The organism is Paraburkholderia phytofirmans, assembly GCF_046028095.1.
Lineage (GTDB): Bacteria > Pseudomonadota > Gammaproteobacteria > Burkholderiales > Burkholderiaceae > Paraburkholderia > Paraburkholderia phytofirmans_A.
On sequence record NZ_JAQQDJ010000024.1, the window covers coordinates 36,251 to 53,521 of the forward strand.

The window sequence follows — 17,271 nt, forward strand, 5'->3', positions numbered from 1 at the left end:
TGGTGTCCGGCGGCGTGCATGCCGTCGCCAGATCAGCTTGCTATCGCGGCTACCTGCTGCGTCGCTGACGTATAACGATTCACAGGGCGCGGCAGTCCGAGGTTTTCGCGCAGCGTGCTGCCCTCGTATTCCGTGCGGAACAGTCCGCGCCGTTGCAACTCCGGCACGACCAGTTCAGCGAATTCCGTCAAGCCGCCCGGCAACCAGGGCGACATGATGTTGAAACCATCGGCACCTTCTTCTTCGAACCATTGCTGCAACTGGTCCGCAATGCTCTTTGGCGTGCCGACCACCTGCTGATGCCCACGCGCCCCCGCGATGCGCAGATACAGATCGCGAATCGTCAGGTTCTCGCGCCGCGCGAGGTCGAATAGCAGCCGTTGACGGCTCTTGCCGCCGTTCGTTTCCGGCAATTCAGGCAACGGCCCGTCGACGGGATACTGCGAGAGATCGACACCGCCCGACATATTCGACAGCAGCGAGAGACCGACGGTCGGATGAATCAGGTCCTGCAGCGCGGCGAATTTTTCCTCGGCTTCTTCCTGCGTGCGGCCGACAATCGGGAAAATGCCCGGCATGATCTTCAGATGATCCGGCGCGCGCCCATATTTCGCGAGCCGCCCCTTGACGTCGCGATAGAACGACTGCGCTTCTTCGAGCGTCTGATGCGCGACGAAGATCACCTCCGCGGTTTGCGCGGCGAGCTCGCGCCCGGCTTCGGACGCGCCGGCTTGCACGACGACCGGCCAGCCCTGCGGCGAGCGCGCGACGTTCAGCGGCCCGCGCACCTTGAAGTGCTTGCCCGCATGGCCGAGCACGTGCAGCTTGTCCGGATCGAAGTAGACGCCGCTCTCCTTGTCGCGCAGAAACGCATCGTCTTCCCAGCTGTCCCACAGGCCCGCCACCACGTCGTAGAACTCGCGCGCGCGCTCGTAGCGGACCGCGTGCTCCGGATGGCGCTCGAAACTGAAATTGAGCGCTTCGGATTCCGTGCTCGACGTGACGAGATTCCAGCCCGAACGGCCGCCGCTCAGATGATCGAGCGAAGCGAATTTGCGCGCGAGGTTATAGGGTTCGTTGAATGTCGTGGAGACCGTCGCGATCAGGCCGACGTGTTTCGTCACGACCGAGAGTGCCGACAGCAAGGTCAGCGGTTCGAAATGATCGGCACGCGCGGTGCGGGACAGCGAAGGCAGATGGGTGTCGCGTACGCTCACGCTGTCGGCGAAAAAAATCGCGTCGAATTTGGCGCGCTCGGCGATCTGCGCGAGTTCCGCGTAGTGCGCGAAGTCGAGCCCGCCGCTCGCATGCGCATCGGGATGCCGCCATGCGGCGATGTGATGGCCTGTCTCCATCAGGAAGGCGCCCAATCTGATCTGCCGCTTCGGCTGTTGTTCGCCGCTCATCGTCTGCTCCATGAAGTTTCGTTGTATGTGGGGGAGAGCGCATGCCTCACCATGCGAGCCGCCATTCCGTGATCGGCGGGCTCGCTACTGGAATGCGCGTGCGGTCGTGCGGCTCATCGTCACCGCGACCATCGCGTGATTCACGTCGCGCGCCGTCGTGCTCGGCGAAGTCGGCCAGCACTTCGTCGCGCAAGCGGATGAAGCGTGGGTCGTTGCGCTCGCGCGGACGCGGCAACGCCACATCGACGATCCGTTTGATGCGGCCAGGCCGCGGCGCCATCGTGACGACGCGGTCGCCGAGGTAGAGCGCTTCGTCCACGTCGTGCGTGACGAGGATCATGGTGATGCGTTCGTGTTCCCAGATGCGCTGCAACTCGTTCTGCAAACGGCCACGCGTGAGCGCGTCGAGCGCGCCGAACGGCTCGTCGAGCAGCAGCACGCGCGGACGATTCACGAGGCCGCGCGCAATCGCCACGCGCTGCGCCATGCCGCCGGACAATTGATGCGGGTACGAATTTTCAAAGCCCTTGAGCCCGACCAGTTCAATATGCTCGGCCACGGCTTCGCGTTTCTCGCGTGCGGAAAGCGGCGCGTTACGCAGCGCGGCAAGAATGTTTTGCGACGCCGTGAGCCACGGAAACAGCCGGTGATCCTGGAACACGATGCCGCGTTCGAGCGACGTATCGCGCACCTGGTCGCCCGCGACGACGATCTCGCCGCTGTAGTCGGTGTCGAGTCCCGCGATCAATCGCAGCAGCGTGGATTTGCCGCAACCGCTCGAACCGAGCACGCTGACGAACTCGCCGGCGCGCACGCGCAGGCTGATGTCGTCGAGCACCGCGAGCGGCGTGCCGCCTTGCTGTGCGTAGTGCTTGCTGACGTGAAGGATGTCGATGCTGTCGGAGAGCGTGGAAGAAGTCATGAGCGGTCCGGAGAGTGAAGGTTCATCTACAGGTTCAGCGCGTGGCCGACTGCAACCGGCGCGCAAAGATCGCCCGTTCCACGGCGCGCGCCAGCGCATTCAACGCCCAGCCCGTCACGCCGATCACGATCACGCCGAACAGCACCAGATCCATGCGGAACTGCTCGCTGCCGTCGATCAGCGTGTTGCCGATGCCGCTGCCGGCCACCAGCAGGTATTCAGCGCCGAGCGTGGCGAGCCACGAATAGATCAGGGCGAGATAGATGCCGGTGAAAATCGACGGCAGCGCGGCCGGCAGAATCACGGCGCGGATGAGCTGCCATCGCGAGTAACGAAAGGCGCGCGCGACTTCGATATAGGCGCGCGGCACCGCGTGGATGCCGTCGCAAGTGTGCGCGGTGACGGGCAGAAGCGCGGCGAGAGAGAGGAACACGACCTTCGCCACGTCGCCCAGACCGAACCACACGGAAATCAACGGGATCCACGCAAATAGCGAGATCTGTTTGAAGGTGTCGAAACTCGGTCCGATCATGCGCGTCGCGAGACGCGAGAAACCGAGCGCGCTGCCGAGCAGCAGGCCACCCAGCGTGCCGATCACGAAGCCGCTCGCTTCGCGCGCGAGCGATGCTGAAAGTGCCTTGAAAAGCGCGCCGCTTTCGATCTGCTGCCATGCGGTGGCGAGAACCTGCGCCGGGCTGACGAGCAGTCCGCTTTTGCTCACGTGCGCTGCCGAAACGGCCCACCAGATCGCAATCGCGACGACGGGCAAAACGGCGCCACGCCAGTCGACCCGTGTCAGCAGCGGGCGGCGCGGTTGGGCCGCGCGTCGGAACGAAGCGGGCGCGCTGCAATCGCAGGATGCGTCGGCGGACTGTTCTTCGGGCTGACTGGAACGCTTGAAGAGTGTCATCGTAGTTTCCTCGCGTGTGGCGCCATGTGTGCGTCGTTCATGCGATCACTCGCGAAATGCTGATGGCTGGCCGCGCCGCAGGCGCGCTTCGAGCGCATCGAGCGCGCGATTCACCGCGTAACCGATCGCGCCGACCACGACCACCGACGCCATCACCAGATCGAGTTGGAAGAGTTGCCGTCCGTAGACGATCAGATAGCCGAGTCCTTCGGAAGACGCCACGAGTTCGACGACCACCAGCGCGAGCCAGGCTTTGGTGAACGCGAGCCGCACGCCGGTGGCGAGCGTCGGCACCGCGGCGGGCAGCACCAGATAAACGATCCGTTGCCAGCCGTTGTACTCGAACACGCGCGCGACTTCGTTCAACGCGGCGGGTGTCTGACGGAATCCCTGCAGCGTGCTCAATGTGACCGGCACGAGTGCCGCGTGCGCGATCAGAATGTATTTGAGCGGTTCGCCCACGCCCACGAGCAACAGCAAAAACGGCAGCCACCCGAGCACCGGAATCTGCACCAGCGCATTGAAGCTGGGCAGCACATAAGCTTCGAGCGTGCGTGATAGCCCCAAGGCCGCGCCGAGCGCGAAACCGAGCAGCGTACCCGCGCCGAAACCGAGCAGCACGCGCTGCAGGCTGACCAGCGTATTGCGCGCGAGGTCGCCGCTTCTCGCCAATTCGACCAGCGTCTCGAACACGCGCTCGGGTGGCGGCAGAATCTGCGGGGCGATCCAGCCGCGTTCGCAACCCACGGCCCACAGTGCGAACAGCAGCGCGGGCAACACCCACGGAGCGAGCCGCCACGCGAGCGCGCGCAGGCGCGGCTCGCGAAACAGCGGAACGTGAGACGTTTGCGGCGTACTTGACGACGCGAGCCGTTCGCGTTCGACGTGGATTGCGGTTTCGCTCATCGTGGTCGCTCCGGTGGGTTAGCTGAGCGGTTTGCCGGCGGCGTCGTAACGCGTCCAGTAGTGATCGAGCTTTTGCGTGCGCAGCGCGTTGTCGAGATATTTCGTTTCAAACCAGCCATCGACCTCGACCGGCTGGCGGATCAGTTTCAGGTTCAGCGCATCCGTTGCGACGGCTTTGTAGCGCCCCACGATGAACGGATCGATCAACGGCGAGTTGCGGTCCTTCAACTTCTGATTGGCGAACTCGGCCTGCCACGACGAATAGGGCACGCCGCTTTTGGCCCACAGTTTGAAGAGCGCATCGCGGTTCGCTTCGTCGGAGGACCATTGCGCGCCTTGCACGAACACGTTGACGACGCGCTGCACGATGTCCGGATGCGCATGATCGAAGTCATCGACCACGAGCAGATGCGACTGCCGCGTGAATTGCGGACCGTCGTTCTGCGATTCGTAGACCACCTTCGCGAGGCCTTGATCGCGCAGCTTGTACACGTGGTAATCGTTGACCGACGCGTCGATGCCCTTGGAGGCCAGCGCCGCGAGCGAGCTGGCCGTGTCCAGATTGATCACGCGCAGATCGCGTTCGTTCAACTGATTGGCGGCGAGCGCGTTGTCGGCGACGAGTTGCAGATTGGTGCCGCGAAAGATCGACACGCGCCGGCCTTTCAGGTCCTTGATCGAATGCACATCCGAATCGGTGGGTACCGCCACCTTGATGCCGGTGCGCACGCCCGAGGCGAGTAACAGGTGCGTTTTCAGGCCGTTGGCGCGGGCGAGCACGGCAGGCAGATCGCCCTGGAAGGCGAAGTCGAGCGACTTGTCGGCGATTGCCTCGTTGACCGCCGGACCGGCGCCCTTGAAGAACAGCCACTCGACCATGATGCCGTCGGCGGCGAATTCCTTTTCCAGCGACTGCTGCAATTGCACGGTGGCCGCCGGCGAGCCGCCGAAGGTGGGCGGATCGCCCGTGCCTTGCTGCGCGACGCCGATACGGATCACCGCGGGCTTGTCGGCATAGGCGTGAACCGCGGCAAGCGAGAGGGTCGCCACGGCGACGAAAGACTTCAGCAGACGGAAATAGCGCATGCGCAAATACCAATCGATGAGTGGGAGTGGCTGTAAAAGCTCGGGTTGGCGGATAGCCGGATCGCCTGCCGCAGGTCGCCTGCCGCAGGAACTACACGTTAGATTCGCGTGCGCTCGAATCCAACCAATCATTGCAGATAAGAAAATCTGCAGAAGTGCGAACCGTGCTGCCCATAGCACCGCTACATGGCGCGCTGCGAAGCAAGCGCGGAAATCCCGATTTGCATAGTTAAATTCGTCGTTTTGCCGGCGTGTAGCGGATGGCTACCATGCAACGCTTCAGCCATTCATGCGAAGTCCGGATCATGTCCACTGTTGCCTTTCCGCCGACCACCGTCGACACTCAAACGCCCGCCGACAGCGCGGCGCGGCCCGCCGTCATTCGCAGCGCGCAAGACGTTTCACGCATCGTCAACGCCGGCGCCGCGAAGGGCAGCAATGCGCGCATCGTGATTGCGATCGCGCTAGGCGGCGTCTTTCTGGATGCTTACGATCTGACCTCGCTCGCTTACGGTATCAAGGACATCGCGCGGCAGTTCTCGCTGTCGCCAGTACAGGTGGGTTTCGTTTCATCGGCCATTACTTTTGGGGCGATTCTCGGCGCGCTGTTCGGCGGTTATCTGACGGACCGTATCGGTCGTTATCGCGTGTTCATGGCCGACATGCTGTTCTTCGTGGTCGCGGCGATCGCCGCCGGTCTCGCTCCGAATGCGTGGGTGCTCGGCGGCGCGCGCTTTCTGATGGGTTTCGGCGTCGGTCTCGATCTGCCGGTGGCGATGGCGTTTCTCGCGGAGTTCTCGCGCGTAGCGGGCAAGGGCAACAAGGCAGCCAGCGTCGCCGCGTGGTGCCCCGCCTGGTATGCCGCCACGAGCACCTGCTATCTGCTGATTCTCGGGCTCTATGCAATTCTGCCGGAGCATCAGCTTGGCTGGCTGTGGCGTCTGACGCTCGCGTTCGGCGCCGTGCCCGCCATCGCGATCATTCTGGTGCGCAGCCGCTATATCAGCGAATCGCCGGTTTGGGCAGCGAATCAGGGCAATCTCGACGAGGCCGCGCGCATCCTGAAACGTTCGTACGGCGTGGATGCCGTGGTCGAGAAAAGCGACGCACCGGTTAAAGCGCCGCGTGCCGCTTCATGGCGCAACTACGGCGTGCTCTTCAACGCAACGTATCGCCGCCGCACGATTCTCGCCGCGGTGATCGGCAGCGCCTCTTCGTTCGGCTACAACGCGATCATCTTCGGCTTGCCGGTGATCATCACCAGCTTCTTTCATCAAGGGCCGCTCACGACGATCATCGCCGCGCTGGCGCTGAACCTGGCATTTGCGTTCGTCGGTGGGCTGATCGGCGTGCGTACCGCGCCCACTATCGGCGCATGGAAAATGACGGTGCTCGGACACGCGCTGCAGTTCGCCTCGCTGATCGGCCTCGCGCTGATCGGTAAACCCAGCAGCGGCGCGCTCGTCGTAGTGGCGATCCTCCTGCTCGGCGGCTATCTGTTCGGCCAAGGTTTCGGACCCGGCTCCCATTCGATGACCTATGCGTCGCTGAGCTATCCCACGTCGTTGCGCGGAATCGGTGTGGGTTTCAATCAGACGCTGGTGCGTTCCGCCTCGACGGTCTCGCTGTTTCTCTTTCCGGTGCTGGCCGCCGCGCTCGGTACGAAGGTGTTCTGGCTGATCGCAATCGCGCCGCTGAGTTCGCTGCTCACGTTGCTGGTGATTCGTTGGGAGCCGTCGGGCTACGACATCGACGGCGAAGATTACGACGTCGAGCCGGCGTTGGCGGGAACGCGTTAATGTCCTCGCGTATCGCCCAGCCGGATTCGCCGCCGCCGTCGCGCGCTCGCCGTCGAGTGCTTGGCCGTCTTGCATTCGGCAGCCTCGTTGCCTCGCAGGCCGCGGCGGCAGGTGAATTGCTCAAACCGCTCGAGGTCGCGCCGTCGAGTCGCGTGCCCGGCGCACCGATATTGGAGCATCCGTACGGCGTGCCGTCGACGCATGAGGCGGATGTCGTACGGCGCAGCGCACGCGCGTGGCCGCTGCCCGGCGCGGCTTCGTCGATGACGCCGCTCGCCGAATTGCACGGCACGCTCACGCCCAATGGTCTCGTCTACGAACGTCATCACGGCGGCGTGCCCGATATCGATCCCGATCAGCACAGGCTGGCGATTCACGGACTCGTGCGCACGCCGAAACTCTTCACGATGGACGACCTGCTGCGTCTGCCATCCGAATCGCGCATTCATTTTCTCGAATGCTCCGGCAATACCGGCAATGAATGGAACGGGCCGAGCGGCATGCCGGTGCAACTCACGCATGGTCTGCTGTCGTGCTGCGAATGGACCGGCGTGCGTCTTTCCACCTTGCTCGAAGAAGTGGGCGGCGTATCGGTCTCCGAAAGCGGAATACAGGGCGGCTGGTTGCTGGCGGAGGGCGCCGACGCCGCTGCGATGACGCGCAGTTTGCCGCTCGAACGGATACTCGACCGCGCGCTCGTGGTCTACGCGCAAAACGGTGAACGCTTACGCCCGGAGAATGGTTATCCGTTGCGGCTGATCGTCCCCGGCTTCGAAGGCAATACCAACGTCAAGTGGCTGCGTCGGCTGAAGGTGGTCGACGCGCCGTTGCAAACGCGCGAGGAAACCTCGAAGTACACCAGCCTGCTCGCCAACGGCACCGCGCGTCAGTTCGCGTTCGAGATGGATGCGAAGTCGGTGATCACGCGGCCGTCACCCGGGCATCGCCTCACCACCCACGGTTATTACCCGATCACCGGCCTCGCGTGGTCCGGGCGCGGCACGGTTCGCAAGGTCGAAGTCTCGACCGATGGCGGCACGACGTGGCGCGCTGCGCGTCTGGTCGGCGCGCTTCATGATCGCGCGTTGACGCGCTTCGAGGCGGACTGGCGTTGGGACGGCGGCGCGGCCGCGATCCTCTCGCGCGCCACCGATTCGACCGGCTACGTGCAGCCGACGCGCGCCGAACTCGTCGCTGCGCGCGGTCTCAACTCGCAATATCACTACAACGCGATTCAGCAATGGCGCGTCGAGGCAAGCGGCGAGGTGCGTAATGCGTGAGGCGCTTTTCCGGTGCAAGTCCGTTCGTGTCGCGCTGACCGCGCTGCTGTCGCTGACGGCGCTGACGTCGTGTTCATCGGTGGCGCCGTCGGCGCGCAACGCCGAGGCGAACCACGACATCGGCACGCCGCTTACCGCGCAAGACCTCGCCGCCTGGAACATCGACGTCGCGCCGGATGGCCGCGGCCTGCCGGCGGGCAGCGGCGACGTCGCCACGGGCGCGCACATCTTCGCCGCGAAATGCGCGGCGTGCCACGGCGCGCGGGGTCAGGGCGGGCTCGGCGATCAGCTGATAGGCGGGCAGGGCACGTTGACGAGCGCGAAGCCGAAACGCACCGTGGGCAGTTACTGGCCGTATGCGACCACGCTGTTCGACTACATCCGCCGCGCGATGCCCTACACCGCGCCCGAATCGCTTTCCCCCGACGAGGTGTACGCGCTCAGCGCATACCTGCTCAACCAGAACGGCATCGTGCCGGCGAATACGCGGCTCGACGCGGCTTCGCTGCCGCGCGTGGTCATGCCCAATCGCGACGGTTTCGTCGCCGATCCGCGTCCTGGGCGGCTTTGACGGTGCCTTGCGGGGACACATCAGGAATCGGCTGGCTGCCCGCAACGCGTTAAAGCATCGGGTTTATCACTCCAGCAGATATCAGTATCGGATTTGCTTCGTTGTCGGCGTGCGCGCGCGCCGGTAAATTCGTCTGACTGCGCCCTTGCCGGCGTTTCCGAACAGATTCGACCAAGAGTTTCCTGTGACGACTGCCTTTGCACCCACCGCCGCCAGCGCGACTGGCCACGCTCATCCAGCCCAGCCCATCCAGATTCGCGCTTTCGACGCCCCCGTCGGCGCGGAAGTGCTGGGCCTCGACCTCAGCCAGCCGCTGAACGACGACGATTTCCGCCGCATTCACCGCGCGCATCTGGATCATCACGTGCTGGTGTTTCGCGATCAACGCATCACGCCGGATCAGCAGATCGCCTTCAGCCGCCGCTTCGGTCCGCTGCAGATTCATGTGCTGCATCAGTTCCAGTTGAACGGCTATCCGGAAGTGCTGATCGTCTCCAACATCCTCGAGAACGGCCAGCCGATCGGTCTCGGCGATGCCGGTCACTACTGGCATTCCGACCTGTCGTACAAGGAGAAGCCAAGCCTCGGCTCGCTGCTGCACGCGCAGGAATTGCCTTCGGAAGGCGGCGATACGTTGTTCGCCAACATGCATCTGGCGTACGACACGCTGCCCGCGCATCTGCGTGCCGCCGTGGAAGGACGTTCGGCGGAACACACGTATCTCGCGAAATACGCCGAGCTGCAAAAACGCAGCCCGTGGCGCCCGAACCTCTCCGCCGAGCAGATCGCGCAGGTCAAGCCGGTGGTGCATCCGATCGTGCGCACGCATCCGGAGACCGGACGCAAGGCGCTCTTTGTCGGCGAACATTTCACGACCCGCGTGATCGGTTTGCCGGAAGACGAGAGCAAACAATTACTCGATGAACTCTTCGCGCATAGCGTGCGGCCGGAACATTTGTACCGGCATCAATGGGCCGAACACGACATGGTGTTCTGGGACAACCGCTCGTTGATGCATCTCGCAGCCGGCACGCCGGACCATCTGCGCCGCAAGCTGTATCGCACGACGATTGAAGGCGACGTGCCGTTCTGACGGCAACGCAGCCCGCTTTACTACCATCACACGCTGACCGGAGTTCCGATGCTCGCCATGTTTCGCCCGACCGCTGCGCGGTCGTCTTTTGCTCGCCGTTTGACCGCGACGCTGCTGACTGTATCGACGGCGCTGGCCGGTCTCGGCGCAGCCGTGCCCGCGCGTGCCGAAGGGCAGATTCGCGTGGCCGAGCAGTTCGGCATCGTCTATCTGCTGCTGAACGTGGCGCGCGACCAGCAGTTCGTCGAGAAGGAAGGGCGCAAGCAGGGACTCGATATCAAGGTCGACTGGGTCAAGCTGTCGGGCGGCGGCGCCGTGAACGACGCGCTGCTCTCCGGCGCGGTGGATATCGCCGGCGCGGGCGTCGGCCCCTTGCTGACGATCTGGGATCGCACGCATGGCAAGCAGAATGTGAAGGGCGTGGCCTCGCTCGGCAATCTGCCGTATTACCTGATCAGCAACAACCCCGACGTCAAGACGATTGCCGACTTCACCGAGAAGGACCGCATCGCGGTGCCGGCCGTCAACGTGTCGGTGCAATCGCGCGTGCTGCAATACGCGGCGGCGAAACGTTGGGGCGACAAGGATTACAACCGCCTCGACAAGTTCACGCAGGCGCTGCCGCATCCCGACGCGGCAGCGGCGATCATCGCGGGCGGCACGGAAATCACCGGCCACTTCGGCAATCCGCCGTTTCAGGAGCAGGAGCTGGCGGGCAATCCGAAGGCGCACATCGTGCTGAATTCCTACGATGTGCTGGGCGGCCCGAGTTCGGCGACCGTCCTGTACGCGACGGAAAAATTCCGCGATAACAATCCGAAGACGTATCGCGCATTCGTCGACGCACTGGCCGACGCCGCGCGCTTCATCACGGCGAATCCCGATGCCGCGGCCGATATCTACATCCGCACGAATCAGTCGAAGATCGACCGCAATCTGCTGCTGAAGGTCATCAAGGATCCGCAGGTGCAGTTCAAGGTCGCGCCGCAAAACACCTTCGGGCTCGCGCAGTTCATGCATCGCGTCGGCGTGATCAAGAACGAACCGAAGTCCTGGAAGGATTATTTCTTCGACGACCCGGCGACCGCCACCGGAAGCTGAACATGAAGACATACGCGAGCATCGCCGGATATTTAACGGCCCGAGTGGTCGGCTTACAGGGAGCGATCTGATGGTGGCCAATCCTACTGTGCTGTTTCCGAACCAGGCTGAAGCGGCCGCGCCGGCGACCAGCGAAAAACTGCTCGCGGTCGAAAACGTCAACCTCGAATACCGCACGCGCGAGCGGATCGTGCGCGCGACCCACGACGTGAGTTTCGACGTCTACGGCGGCGACCGTTTCGTGCTGCTGGGACCGTCCGGTTGCGGCAAGTCCACTTTGCTCAAGGCGGTAGCCGGTTTTATCGAGCCGACGTCGGGCAGCATCTTGCTCGACGGCCAGATTGTGCGCGGTCCAGGCGCCGATCGCATTGTCGTGTTCCAGGAGTTCGACCAGTTGCCGCCGTGGAAGACGGTGCTGCAGAACGTGGCCTTTCCGTTGCGTGTCGCGAAGAAGCTCTCACGCGCCGAGGCCAACGAGCGGGCGCTGCATTATCTGGAGAAAGTCGGGCTGGCGTCGTTTGCGAATGCTTATCCGCATACGTTGTCGGGCGGCATGAAGCAGCGCGTCGCGATTGCCCGCGCGCTGGCCATGCAGCCGCGCGTGCTGCTGATGGACGAACCCTTCGCCGCGCTCGACGCGCTGACTCGCCGCAAGATGCAGGAAGAACTGCTGCGTCTGTGGGAGGAAGTGAACTTCACCTTGCTGTTCGTCACGCATTCGATCGAGGAAGCGTTGGTGGTGGGCAATCGCATTCTGTTGCTGTCGCCGCATCCAGGCCGCGTGCGCGCGGAGCTCAATAGCCATCAATATTCGCAGGACAGTTTCGGGCGCAGCGATTTTCAGCGCAGCGTCGCGCGTATTCATCATCTGTTGTTTGAAGAGACGGAGGCTGGGCAATGAATTCTCCCGCCACTTTGCTGCCGCCGGTTCGCGAGGAGTATGAGCGTCCGCTCGAACCGCTCGGCGAACTCGTGCTCGAAGCGCCGCTGCCGCTCGGCAAGCGCATTTTCGCGCAGAGCTGGTTGCGCAAGACGCTGATTGCGCTGGTGTTGATCGGCATCTGGGAAATCGCCGCGCGCGCGATCGACAACGATCTGCTGCTGCCCACCTTCGGCGCGACGTTCAGTGCGTTCGTGCAAGGCGTGTGGTCCGGCGAACTGCTGCAGAAAACCGCCGTGTCGATGTCCGTGCTGCTGCGCGGCTATCTGCTCGGCGCGGCGCTCGCCTTCGTGCTGACGTCGCTCGCGGTGTCGACGCGTCTGGGCCGCGACGTCCTGTCGATGCTGACGGCGATGTTCAACCCGTTGCCCTCGATCGCGCTGTTGCCGCTCGCGTTGCTGTGGTTCGGCCTCGGCACCGGCAGCCTGTTGTTCGTGCTGGTGCATTCGGTGCTCTGGCCGCTCGCGCTGAACACCTATTCCGGTTTTCAATCGGTGCCGGCGACGCTGCGCATGACGGGCCGCAACTACGGGCTCACCGGCATGCGCCACGTGCTGCTGATTCTGGTGCCGGCGGCGTTGCCGGCGATTCTGGCGGGCTTGCGGGTGGGCTGGGCGTTTGCCTGGCGCACCTTGATTGCCGCCGAACTCGTGTTCGGTGCGAGTTCAGGCAGCGGCGGCCTCGGCTGGTACATCTTCCAGAATCGCAATGAGCTGTATACGGACCGCGTTTTCGCGGGCCTCGCCGCGGTGATCGTGATCGGCTTGCTGATTGAACACCTGGTGTTCGATACGCTCGAACGCGTGACCGTGCGACGCTGGGGCGTGCAGCACTAACGGATCTTCAGGGCACTGACCGCGCGCGCCGTTCGGGACGAGCGGCGGCGCATCGCGTTGACGAGTACGATAGTGCGGCAGGGCGCGTGCCTACGACTGACGCTGCGCCGCACAAAAAAAGTTGGCGAAAACTCCCGGTTGCTCTCGCTGCCGCCGTGGACTACAAATCTAAAGCTGCGCCACGGTCCGCCGCGCCAACGGGGGCCGTGCATCTCATTGACACACGATGTTCCGTAACAAGGCGAGCGGCCCGTCCGTGACGGTGAATACGCGAACGCCCTGGTCCCGAACCGGTTAGACAAGGAGAGCTCGCCATGGGTATGCGCCCAGATCCCACGTTCCACGCGTCACCGAAACTCGCGATGGAGGCGCCCGCGGAAGAGTACGCCTACACGGTGCTTCTCAGCCCCGACTTCTCGCAGCCCGACGCGCTCGCCGTGATCGACGTTAAGCCCGGCTCGCCCACCTACAGCCAGGTGGTTCACACCGTGCCGGTGCCGTACAAGGGGGACGAGTTCCATCATTTCGGCTGGAACGCCTGCTCGTCGTCACTCTCGCCGCTGACCGGCCACGCTTTCCTCCAGCGACGCTATCTGATCATTCCGGGCATGCGGTCTTCGCGCATCTATATCGTGGACACCCATCCGCATCCGACGCAGGCAAAAATTCACAAGATCATCGAGCCCGAGGAAATTTTCCGCAAAACCGGCTACTCCCGGCCGCATACCATTCACTGCGGGCCGGAGGGGATTTACGTCAGCACGCTGGGCGGCGCAGGGAAAGATGGCACCGACGGGCCGCCCGGCATCTTTATCATGGATTGCGAAACGTTCGAGGTGCTGGGCCGCTGGGAGATCGATCGCGGGTTGCAGGAGAAGCACTACGATTTCTGGTGGAATCTGCCGCGCGACTATATGGTGTCGAGCGAATGGGCGTTGCCGCCGCAATTCGAGAACGGCATCGTCCCCGAGGATCTGCTGTCGAACAAATACGGGCACCGGATCCACTTCTGGGATCTGCGGGGCCGGCGCAACGTGCAGACGCTCGACCTCGGCGCGAACCATCAGATGGCGCTCGAAGTGCGGCCCGCGCACGATCCGAGCCGCGAATACGGTTTTATCGGCGTGGTGGTCGATACGACGAATCTGGAAGGCTCGATCTGGACATGGTGGCGCGAAGGGGGCGAGTTTCACATCGAGAAGACCGCCACCATTCCGCCCGAGCCGGCAGCCACCGAACAGTTGCCGCCGTTGCTGCAGGGTTTCGGCGCGGTGCCGCCGCTCGTCACGGACATCGATCTCTCCATCGACGACAAATTCCTGTACGTCGCCTGCTGGGGCACCGGCGAGATGCGCCAGTACGACGTGACGGAACCCCGCAAGCCGAAGCTCACGGGCTCGGTTCATATCGGCGGGATCGCACGGCGCACGCCGCATACGAACGGCAAGACCTTCGCGGGCGGCCCGCAGATGGTGGAGATCAGCCGCGACGGCAAGCGCGTCTACTGGACCAACTCGCTCTATTCGACGTGGGACAACCAGTTCTACCCGGACGGCGTGCCGGCGGCGCAGGTCATGGCGCGGGCCGAACCCGGTGGTGGGCTCACGTTGGCCGATGACTACTGGGTGACGTTTCCGGACGGATACCGGGCTCATCAGATCCGGCTGGAAGGCGGAGACTGCTCGACCGATTCGTTCTGTTACCCGTCGGTGGGCGTTTGATCGGGGCAGGCTGGTCGCAGACCGGCCTGTGGCTGGCCATTCTGGCGAGCGGTCTCTATCACGGGATCAACCCGGCGATGGGCTGGCCGCTCGCCGTGTCGAGCGGTCTGATGGAGCGGCGCGCGCGAGCGCTGCTCAGCGCGCTCGTCTATCTCGCGCTCGGGCACGTGCTGGCCGTGTTACTGGTGATGCTGCCGTTCGCCATGCTGACCATCCTGCTCGCCTGGCAGCGCGCGATACAGGTCGGCGCCAGTCTGCTCGTGATCGGCTTCGGCGTGTTTCTGCTGATCCGGCGACGCCATCCGCGTGTCCTTGTGCGAATTCCGCCGTCACGGCTCACGCTGTGGTCGTTCGCGGTTGCCATTGCGCATGGCGCCGGACTGATGCTCGTGCCGATCTATCTCGGGCTGTGTAGCGCTTATGACATGGATCGAGGGCATCGGGCCGCGCAAAGCCTGATCGAAGCCAATCTCGGCATGGCGCTGCTCGTTTCGGGCGTGCATGCCTGCGCGATGATGGTTGCCGGTGGGCTTCTGGCCTGGCTGGTCTATCGTTACCTGGGGTTGAAGTTCGTGTCGCGCAGCTGGTTCAATCTGGACGCGGTGTGGGCGCTGAGTCTTGTTCTGGTTGGCGCGCTCTCGCTGGCGCTCAATGCGGCGGTGGTCGGCGAGGTGTGAGCGGGCATTACTGCGACGCTTGCGTCAGCACTCTTTCAAGCTCCGCGTGGGCCTCGTCGACCTTGCGTTGCCGCTCGGCGATTTTCTTCGCGCTCTTGCCGTTGGCCTTCGCTTCCTGCAAATCGTGCTCGCGTTCGGCGAGTTTCTTTTGCGAAGCGCTCACCTTGCGTTGCGCGTCGCTGCGCAGCACGGCATCCGTGCAGTTCGCGTTCATCTGGGCGAGCGCGGTTTCGAGACCATCGACGCGCTTCGCATTGCCGTGCGTTTGCGCGTAGGCGATTTCTTTCTCTATGGAACTGCGCTTCGCATCGCAGCCGTTGACCTGAGCGGAACACACCGTCGGATAGACAACCATGCCGAGCAGGAATACCTTGAGCGTCGTTTTCATGAGAGACCTCACAGTAGTGGTTTTGTTGTTCGACGTTTCAGCTTGATCAGTGACTTTCGGCCGGCCAGTTTATCCTCGTTGCACGGCTCACGGGTTTTTGCCTCGCGCCGAAGGCAGCATGTAGCTTCCAACACAACGGGCCGGGTGTACCGGCCCGTTGTGTCGTCAGGTGCAGGTGGCGACGTTGAACGATACCAGAAGCACCGCGTCGTCGATCACGCCGGCTTGATGAGGCCGAGTTGCTGCAGGGCGGTGACGCCGTCGTCGAGGCCGATTTCTTCAACGATCATGCCGTCTTTGAGCCGTAACACGGTCGTGCCGGTAAAGCGCATGGTCCGGCCAGTCGCCGCAGGCAACGATCCGACGAGGAAGTCGCGGAACGCCGGGCCCGTGTGTGTGCCGCCACCTTCCCAACGGCCGACGACATAGTCCCCCTCGGCGATGAGATCGGCGGCGCCCCAGAAGTTGAGGTCCGGGAATGCTTCGCGAAAGCCGCTCATGAAAGCCTTGATGTCGTCGCGGCCACGGCGCGGTTCGTGCAGCGAGTATTGAAGAAGCATGTCGGGCGCGGCGAGTTCGTCGACGATGTCGAGATTGCAGGTCTTGCCCCAGAAGTCGGTAAACCAGCGGCCCACGACGGCCTTGTTGTCATCTTCCCTGGACATGGTGAATTCCTCATTGAATGTGGTTGAACGAGGGAAACGCCATCGCTGCCCTCTGCCTGAACAATATGGGCGCAGGCAGTCGGCAGCCTTCCGTTTCTTGCTGCAATACTCGCGTTGAACGCGGTTGCCGACCGGATTGCGACGATGGCCGCGCGAGGAGATTTCAAAGCAGCGTGGAATAGATCGCCATGGTGAAGCGTTGTATCCGCAGCCCGGATGAACCGATCGCCTGCACGACAGCAGGTTCGCCAGCGCGCGGTCCGACCTCGTTGAAACCGGCGCCGCCCGAAACGCCGGGCAATTCGCATCGACGTTACGCCGCGTGTTAGAAGAGGGACGGGCCCGGTTAGAGGCTTTCACCGCATCGCGTCAAAAGGAGCAGCTTCATGATTCGCTTGTCACGCAGAACCCGTCATTCGATCAGCGCCGTATGGCTGTCGGCGGTAGTCGCCACGTCGGCCGGCGCCGCGCCGATCGACCCGCCCGATGGACGCGCGCTCCTGAGCGCGACCGCATCCGGCGTACAGATTTACTCGTGCGAATACGATGCGAATCACGCGCTCGGCTGGGTGTTCCGCAGTCCGCGCGCCACCTTGTTCGATACGGCCGGCAACGCGGTGATCGAGCATTCGGCAGGACCCTCGTGGGAAGCCCGCGACGGCAGCCGGATCGTGGGCCATGTCCTCGCGCAGATGCCGAGCGAAGCGCCGAACGGCGTGCCGCAGCTATTGCTGGAAACACGCTCGACGGGCGCGAAGGGTATGTTGAGCGACGTGCGTTACGTGCAACGCACGATGACCGCAGGCGGCGTTGCGCCGACCGCGCCATGCACCGTCGAACATGCGACGGGCAGTTCGCCCTACATCGCCACTTATACTTTCTTCAAGTAACGCGAGCGGCGGCGGATACCTTGTGCGCGACACACGCTGTGCATGGCGCGAAGTCTATTGCCGCGCCGGCTTGCCACATT

Annotated in this window: 17 protein-coding genes; 10 read left to right on the top strand and 7 right to left on the bottom strand. The window is 63.7% G+C overall.

Going from position 1 to position 17,271, the window contains the following annotated elements; all coding sequences use genetic code 11:
- Positions 1-32 precede the first annotated feature (32 nt).
- The 5 genes from PQR54_RS37275 to PQR54_RS37295 are packed head-to-tail and all read right to left on the bottom strand — an operon-like array spanning position 33 to position 5,230.
- Positions 33-1,406, bottom strand: a complete 1,374-nt coding sequence (locus PQR54_RS37275; protein WP_408254854.1) for an LLM class flavin-dependent oxidoreductase — start codon at positions 1,404-1,406, stop codon at positions 33-35.
- Between the two features lie 46 nt (positions 1,407-1,452).
- A complete protein-coding gene (locus tag PQR54_RS37280) occupies positions 1,453-2,328 on the bottom strand; it encodes an ABC transporter ATP-binding protein (protein WP_408254855.1) in 876 nt (291 codons plus the stop codon).
- 34 nt (positions 2,329-2,362) lie between these two features.
- The gene (locus PQR54_RS37285; protein ID WP_408254858.1) at positions 2,363-3,238 is read right to left on the bottom strand and encodes an ABC transporter permease; all 876 of its coding nucleotides are present in this window, start codon (positions 3,236-3,238) and stop codon (positions 2,363-2,365) included.
- 45 nt (positions 3,239-3,283) lie between these two features.
- Complete coding sequence (locus PQR54_RS37290) at positions 3,284-4,144, bottom strand: ABC transporter permease (RefSeq protein ID WP_408254860.1); 861 nt, start codon at positions 4,142-4,144, stop codon at positions 3,284-3,286.
- A gap of 18 nt (positions 4,145-4,162) precedes the next feature.
- Complete coding sequence (locus PQR54_RS37295; RefSeq protein ID WP_408254862.1) at positions 4,163-5,230, bottom strand: ABC transporter substrate-binding protein; 1,068 nt, start codon at positions 5,228-5,230, stop codon at positions 4,163-4,165.
- A 305-nt stretch (positions 5,231-5,535) separates the two neighbouring features.
- Here PQR54_RS37295 and PQR54_RS37300 point away from each other — a divergent pair, with 305 nt between their 5' ends.
- The 9 genes from PQR54_RS37300 (at position 5,536) to PQR54_RS37340 (ending at position 15,248) form a co-directional block, all read left to right on the top strand.
- Positions 5,536-7,029: an MFS transporter gene (locus PQR54_RS37300; protein ID WP_408254865.1), complete on the top strand. Its 1,494-nt coding sequence runs from the start codon at positions 5,536-5,538 to the stop codon at positions 7,027-7,029.
- Positions 7,029-8,309: a sulfite dehydrogenase gene (soxC, locus tag PQR54_RS37305; RefSeq protein ID WP_408254868.1), complete on the top strand. Its 1,281-nt coding sequence runs from the start codon at positions 7,029-7,031 to the stop codon at positions 8,307-8,309. Before PQR54_RS37300 ends, soxC begins: the two co-directional genes overlap by 1 nt.
- Positions 8,302-8,880, top strand: a complete 579-nt coding sequence (locus PQR54_RS37310; RefSeq protein ID WP_408254871.1) for a c-type cytochrome — start codon at positions 8,302-8,304, stop codon at positions 8,878-8,880. The genes soxC and PQR54_RS37310 overlap by 8 nt, the downstream gene beginning before the upstream one ends.
- 184 nt (positions 8,881-9,064) lie before the next feature.
- Entirely contained in the window at positions 9,065-9,973 is a 909-nt protein-coding gene (locus tag PQR54_RS37315) for a TauD/TfdA dioxygenase family protein (protein WP_408254874.1), read from the top strand.
- A gap of 48 nt (positions 9,974-10,021) precedes the next feature.
- Entirely contained in the window at positions 10,022-11,074 is a 1,053-nt protein-coding gene (locus tag PQR54_RS37320; protein ID WP_408254876.1) for an ABC transporter substrate-binding protein, read from the top strand.
- A gap of 70 nt (positions 11,075-11,144) precedes the next feature.
- Positions 11,145-11,975 (top strand): ABC transporter ATP-binding protein, encoded by an 831-nt coding sequence (locus tag PQR54_RS37325; RefSeq protein ID WP_408254879.1) that lies wholly within the window; start codon positions 11,145-11,147, stop codon positions 11,973-11,975.
- The gene (locus tag PQR54_RS37330) at positions 11,972-12,850 is read left to right on the top strand and encodes an ABC transporter permease (protein WP_408254882.1); all 879 of its coding nucleotides are present in this window, start codon (positions 11,972-11,974) and stop codon (positions 12,848-12,850) included. The genes PQR54_RS37325 and PQR54_RS37330 overlap by 4 nt, the downstream gene beginning before the upstream one ends.
- A gap of 314 nt (positions 12,851-13,164) precedes the next feature.
- Positions 13,165-14,571, top strand: a complete 1,407-nt coding sequence (locus PQR54_RS37335; protein WP_408254884.1) for a selenium-binding protein SBP56-related protein — start codon at positions 13,165-13,167, stop codon at positions 14,569-14,571.
- Positions 14,568-15,248, top strand: a complete 681-nt coding sequence (locus tag PQR54_RS37340) for a hypothetical protein (protein ID WP_408254886.1) — start codon at positions 14,568-14,570, stop codon at positions 15,246-15,248. The genes PQR54_RS37335 and PQR54_RS37340 overlap by 4 nt, the downstream gene beginning before the upstream one ends.
- A 7-nt stretch (positions 15,249-15,255) precedes the next feature.
- On the opposite strand, the gene PQR54_RS37345 is transcribed toward PQR54_RS37340, so the two are convergent.
- Together PQR54_RS37345 and PQR54_RS37350 are read right to left on the bottom strand one after the other, a co-directional pair.
- Positions 15,256-15,636, bottom strand: coding sequence for a DUF1090 domain-containing protein (locus PQR54_RS37345; protein ID WP_408254888.1), 381 nt, complete (start codon positions 15,634-15,636; stop codon positions 15,256-15,258).
- Between the two features lie 215 nt (positions 15,637-15,851).
- The gene (locus tag PQR54_RS37350) at positions 15,852-16,301 is read right to left on the bottom strand and encodes an ester cyclase (RefSeq protein WP_408254891.1); all 450 of its coding nucleotides are present in this window, start codon (positions 16,299-16,301) and stop codon (positions 15,852-15,854) included.
- Between the two features lie 386 nt (positions 16,302-16,687).
- Between PQR54_RS37350 and PQR54_RS37355 the strand changes: the two genes are divergently transcribed.
- On the top strand, positions 16,688-17,191 hold the full coding sequence (locus PQR54_RS37355; protein WP_408254894.1) for a DUF3455 domain-containing protein: 504 nt from the start codon (positions 16,688-16,690) through the stop codon (positions 17,189-17,191).
- The last annotated feature ends 80 nt before the right edge of the window (positions 17,192-17,271 follow it).

Bases quoted from the DNA above. Each gene is read 5' to 3' on its own strand.
- PQR54_RS37295 (WP_408254862.1), bottom strand. From the start codon at position 5,230: ATGCGCTATTTCCGTCTGCTGAAGTCTTTCGTCGCCGTGGCGACCCTC.
- soxC (WP_408254868.1), top strand. From the start codon at position 7,029: ATGTCCTCGCGTATCGCCCAGCCGGATTCGCCGCCGCCGTCGCGCGCT.
- PQR54_RS37300 (WP_408254865.1), top strand. From the start codon at position 5,536: ATGTCCACTGTTGCCTTTCCGCCGACCACCGTCGACACTCAAACGCCC.
- PQR54_RS37330 (WP_408254882.1), top strand. From the start codon at position 11,972: ATGAATTCTCCCGCCACTTTGCTGCCGCCGGTTCGCGAGGAGTATGAG.
- PQR54_RS37320 (WP_408254876.1), top strand. From the start codon at position 10,022: ATGCTCGCCATGTTTCGCCCGACCGCTGCGCGGTCGTCTTTTGCTCGC.
- PQR54_RS37290 (WP_408254860.1), bottom strand. From the start codon at position 4,144: ATGAGCGAAACCGCAATCCACGTCGAACGCGAACGGCTCGCGTCGTCA.
- PQR54_RS37280 (WP_408254855.1), bottom strand. From the start codon at position 2,328: ATGACTTCTTCCACGCTCTCCGACAGCATCGACATCCTTCACGTCAGC.
- PQR54_RS37275 (WP_408254854.1), bottom strand. From the start codon at position 1,406: ATGAGCGGCGAACAACAGCCGAAGCGGCAGATCAGATTGGGCGCCTTC.
- PQR54_RS37310 (WP_408254871.1), top strand. From the start codon at position 8,302: ATGCGTGAGGCGCTTTTCCGGTGCAAGTCCGTTCGTGTCGCGCTGACC.
- PQR54_RS37350 (WP_408254891.1), bottom strand. From the start codon at position 16,301: ATGTCCAGGGAAGATGACAACAAGGCCGTCGTGGGCCGCTGGTTTACC.
- PQR54_RS37335 (WP_408254884.1), top strand. From the start codon at position 13,165: ATGGGTATGCGCCCAGATCCCACGTTCCACGCGTCACCGAAACTCGCG.
- PQR54_RS37345 (WP_408254888.1), bottom strand. From the start codon at position 15,636: ATGAAAACGACGCTCAAGGTATTCCTGCTCGGCATGGTTGTCTATCCG.
- PQR54_RS37355 (WP_408254894.1), top strand. From the start codon at position 16,688: ATGATTCGCTTGTCACGCAGAACCCGTCATTCGATCAGCGCCGTATGG.
- PQR54_RS37325 (WP_408254879.1), top strand. From the start codon at position 11,145: ATGGTGGCCAATCCTACTGTGCTGTTTCCGAACCAGGCTGAAGCGGCC.
- PQR54_RS37285 (WP_408254858.1), bottom strand. From the start codon at position 3,238: ATGACACTCTTCAAGCGTTCCAGTCAGCCCGAAGAACAGTCCGCCGAC.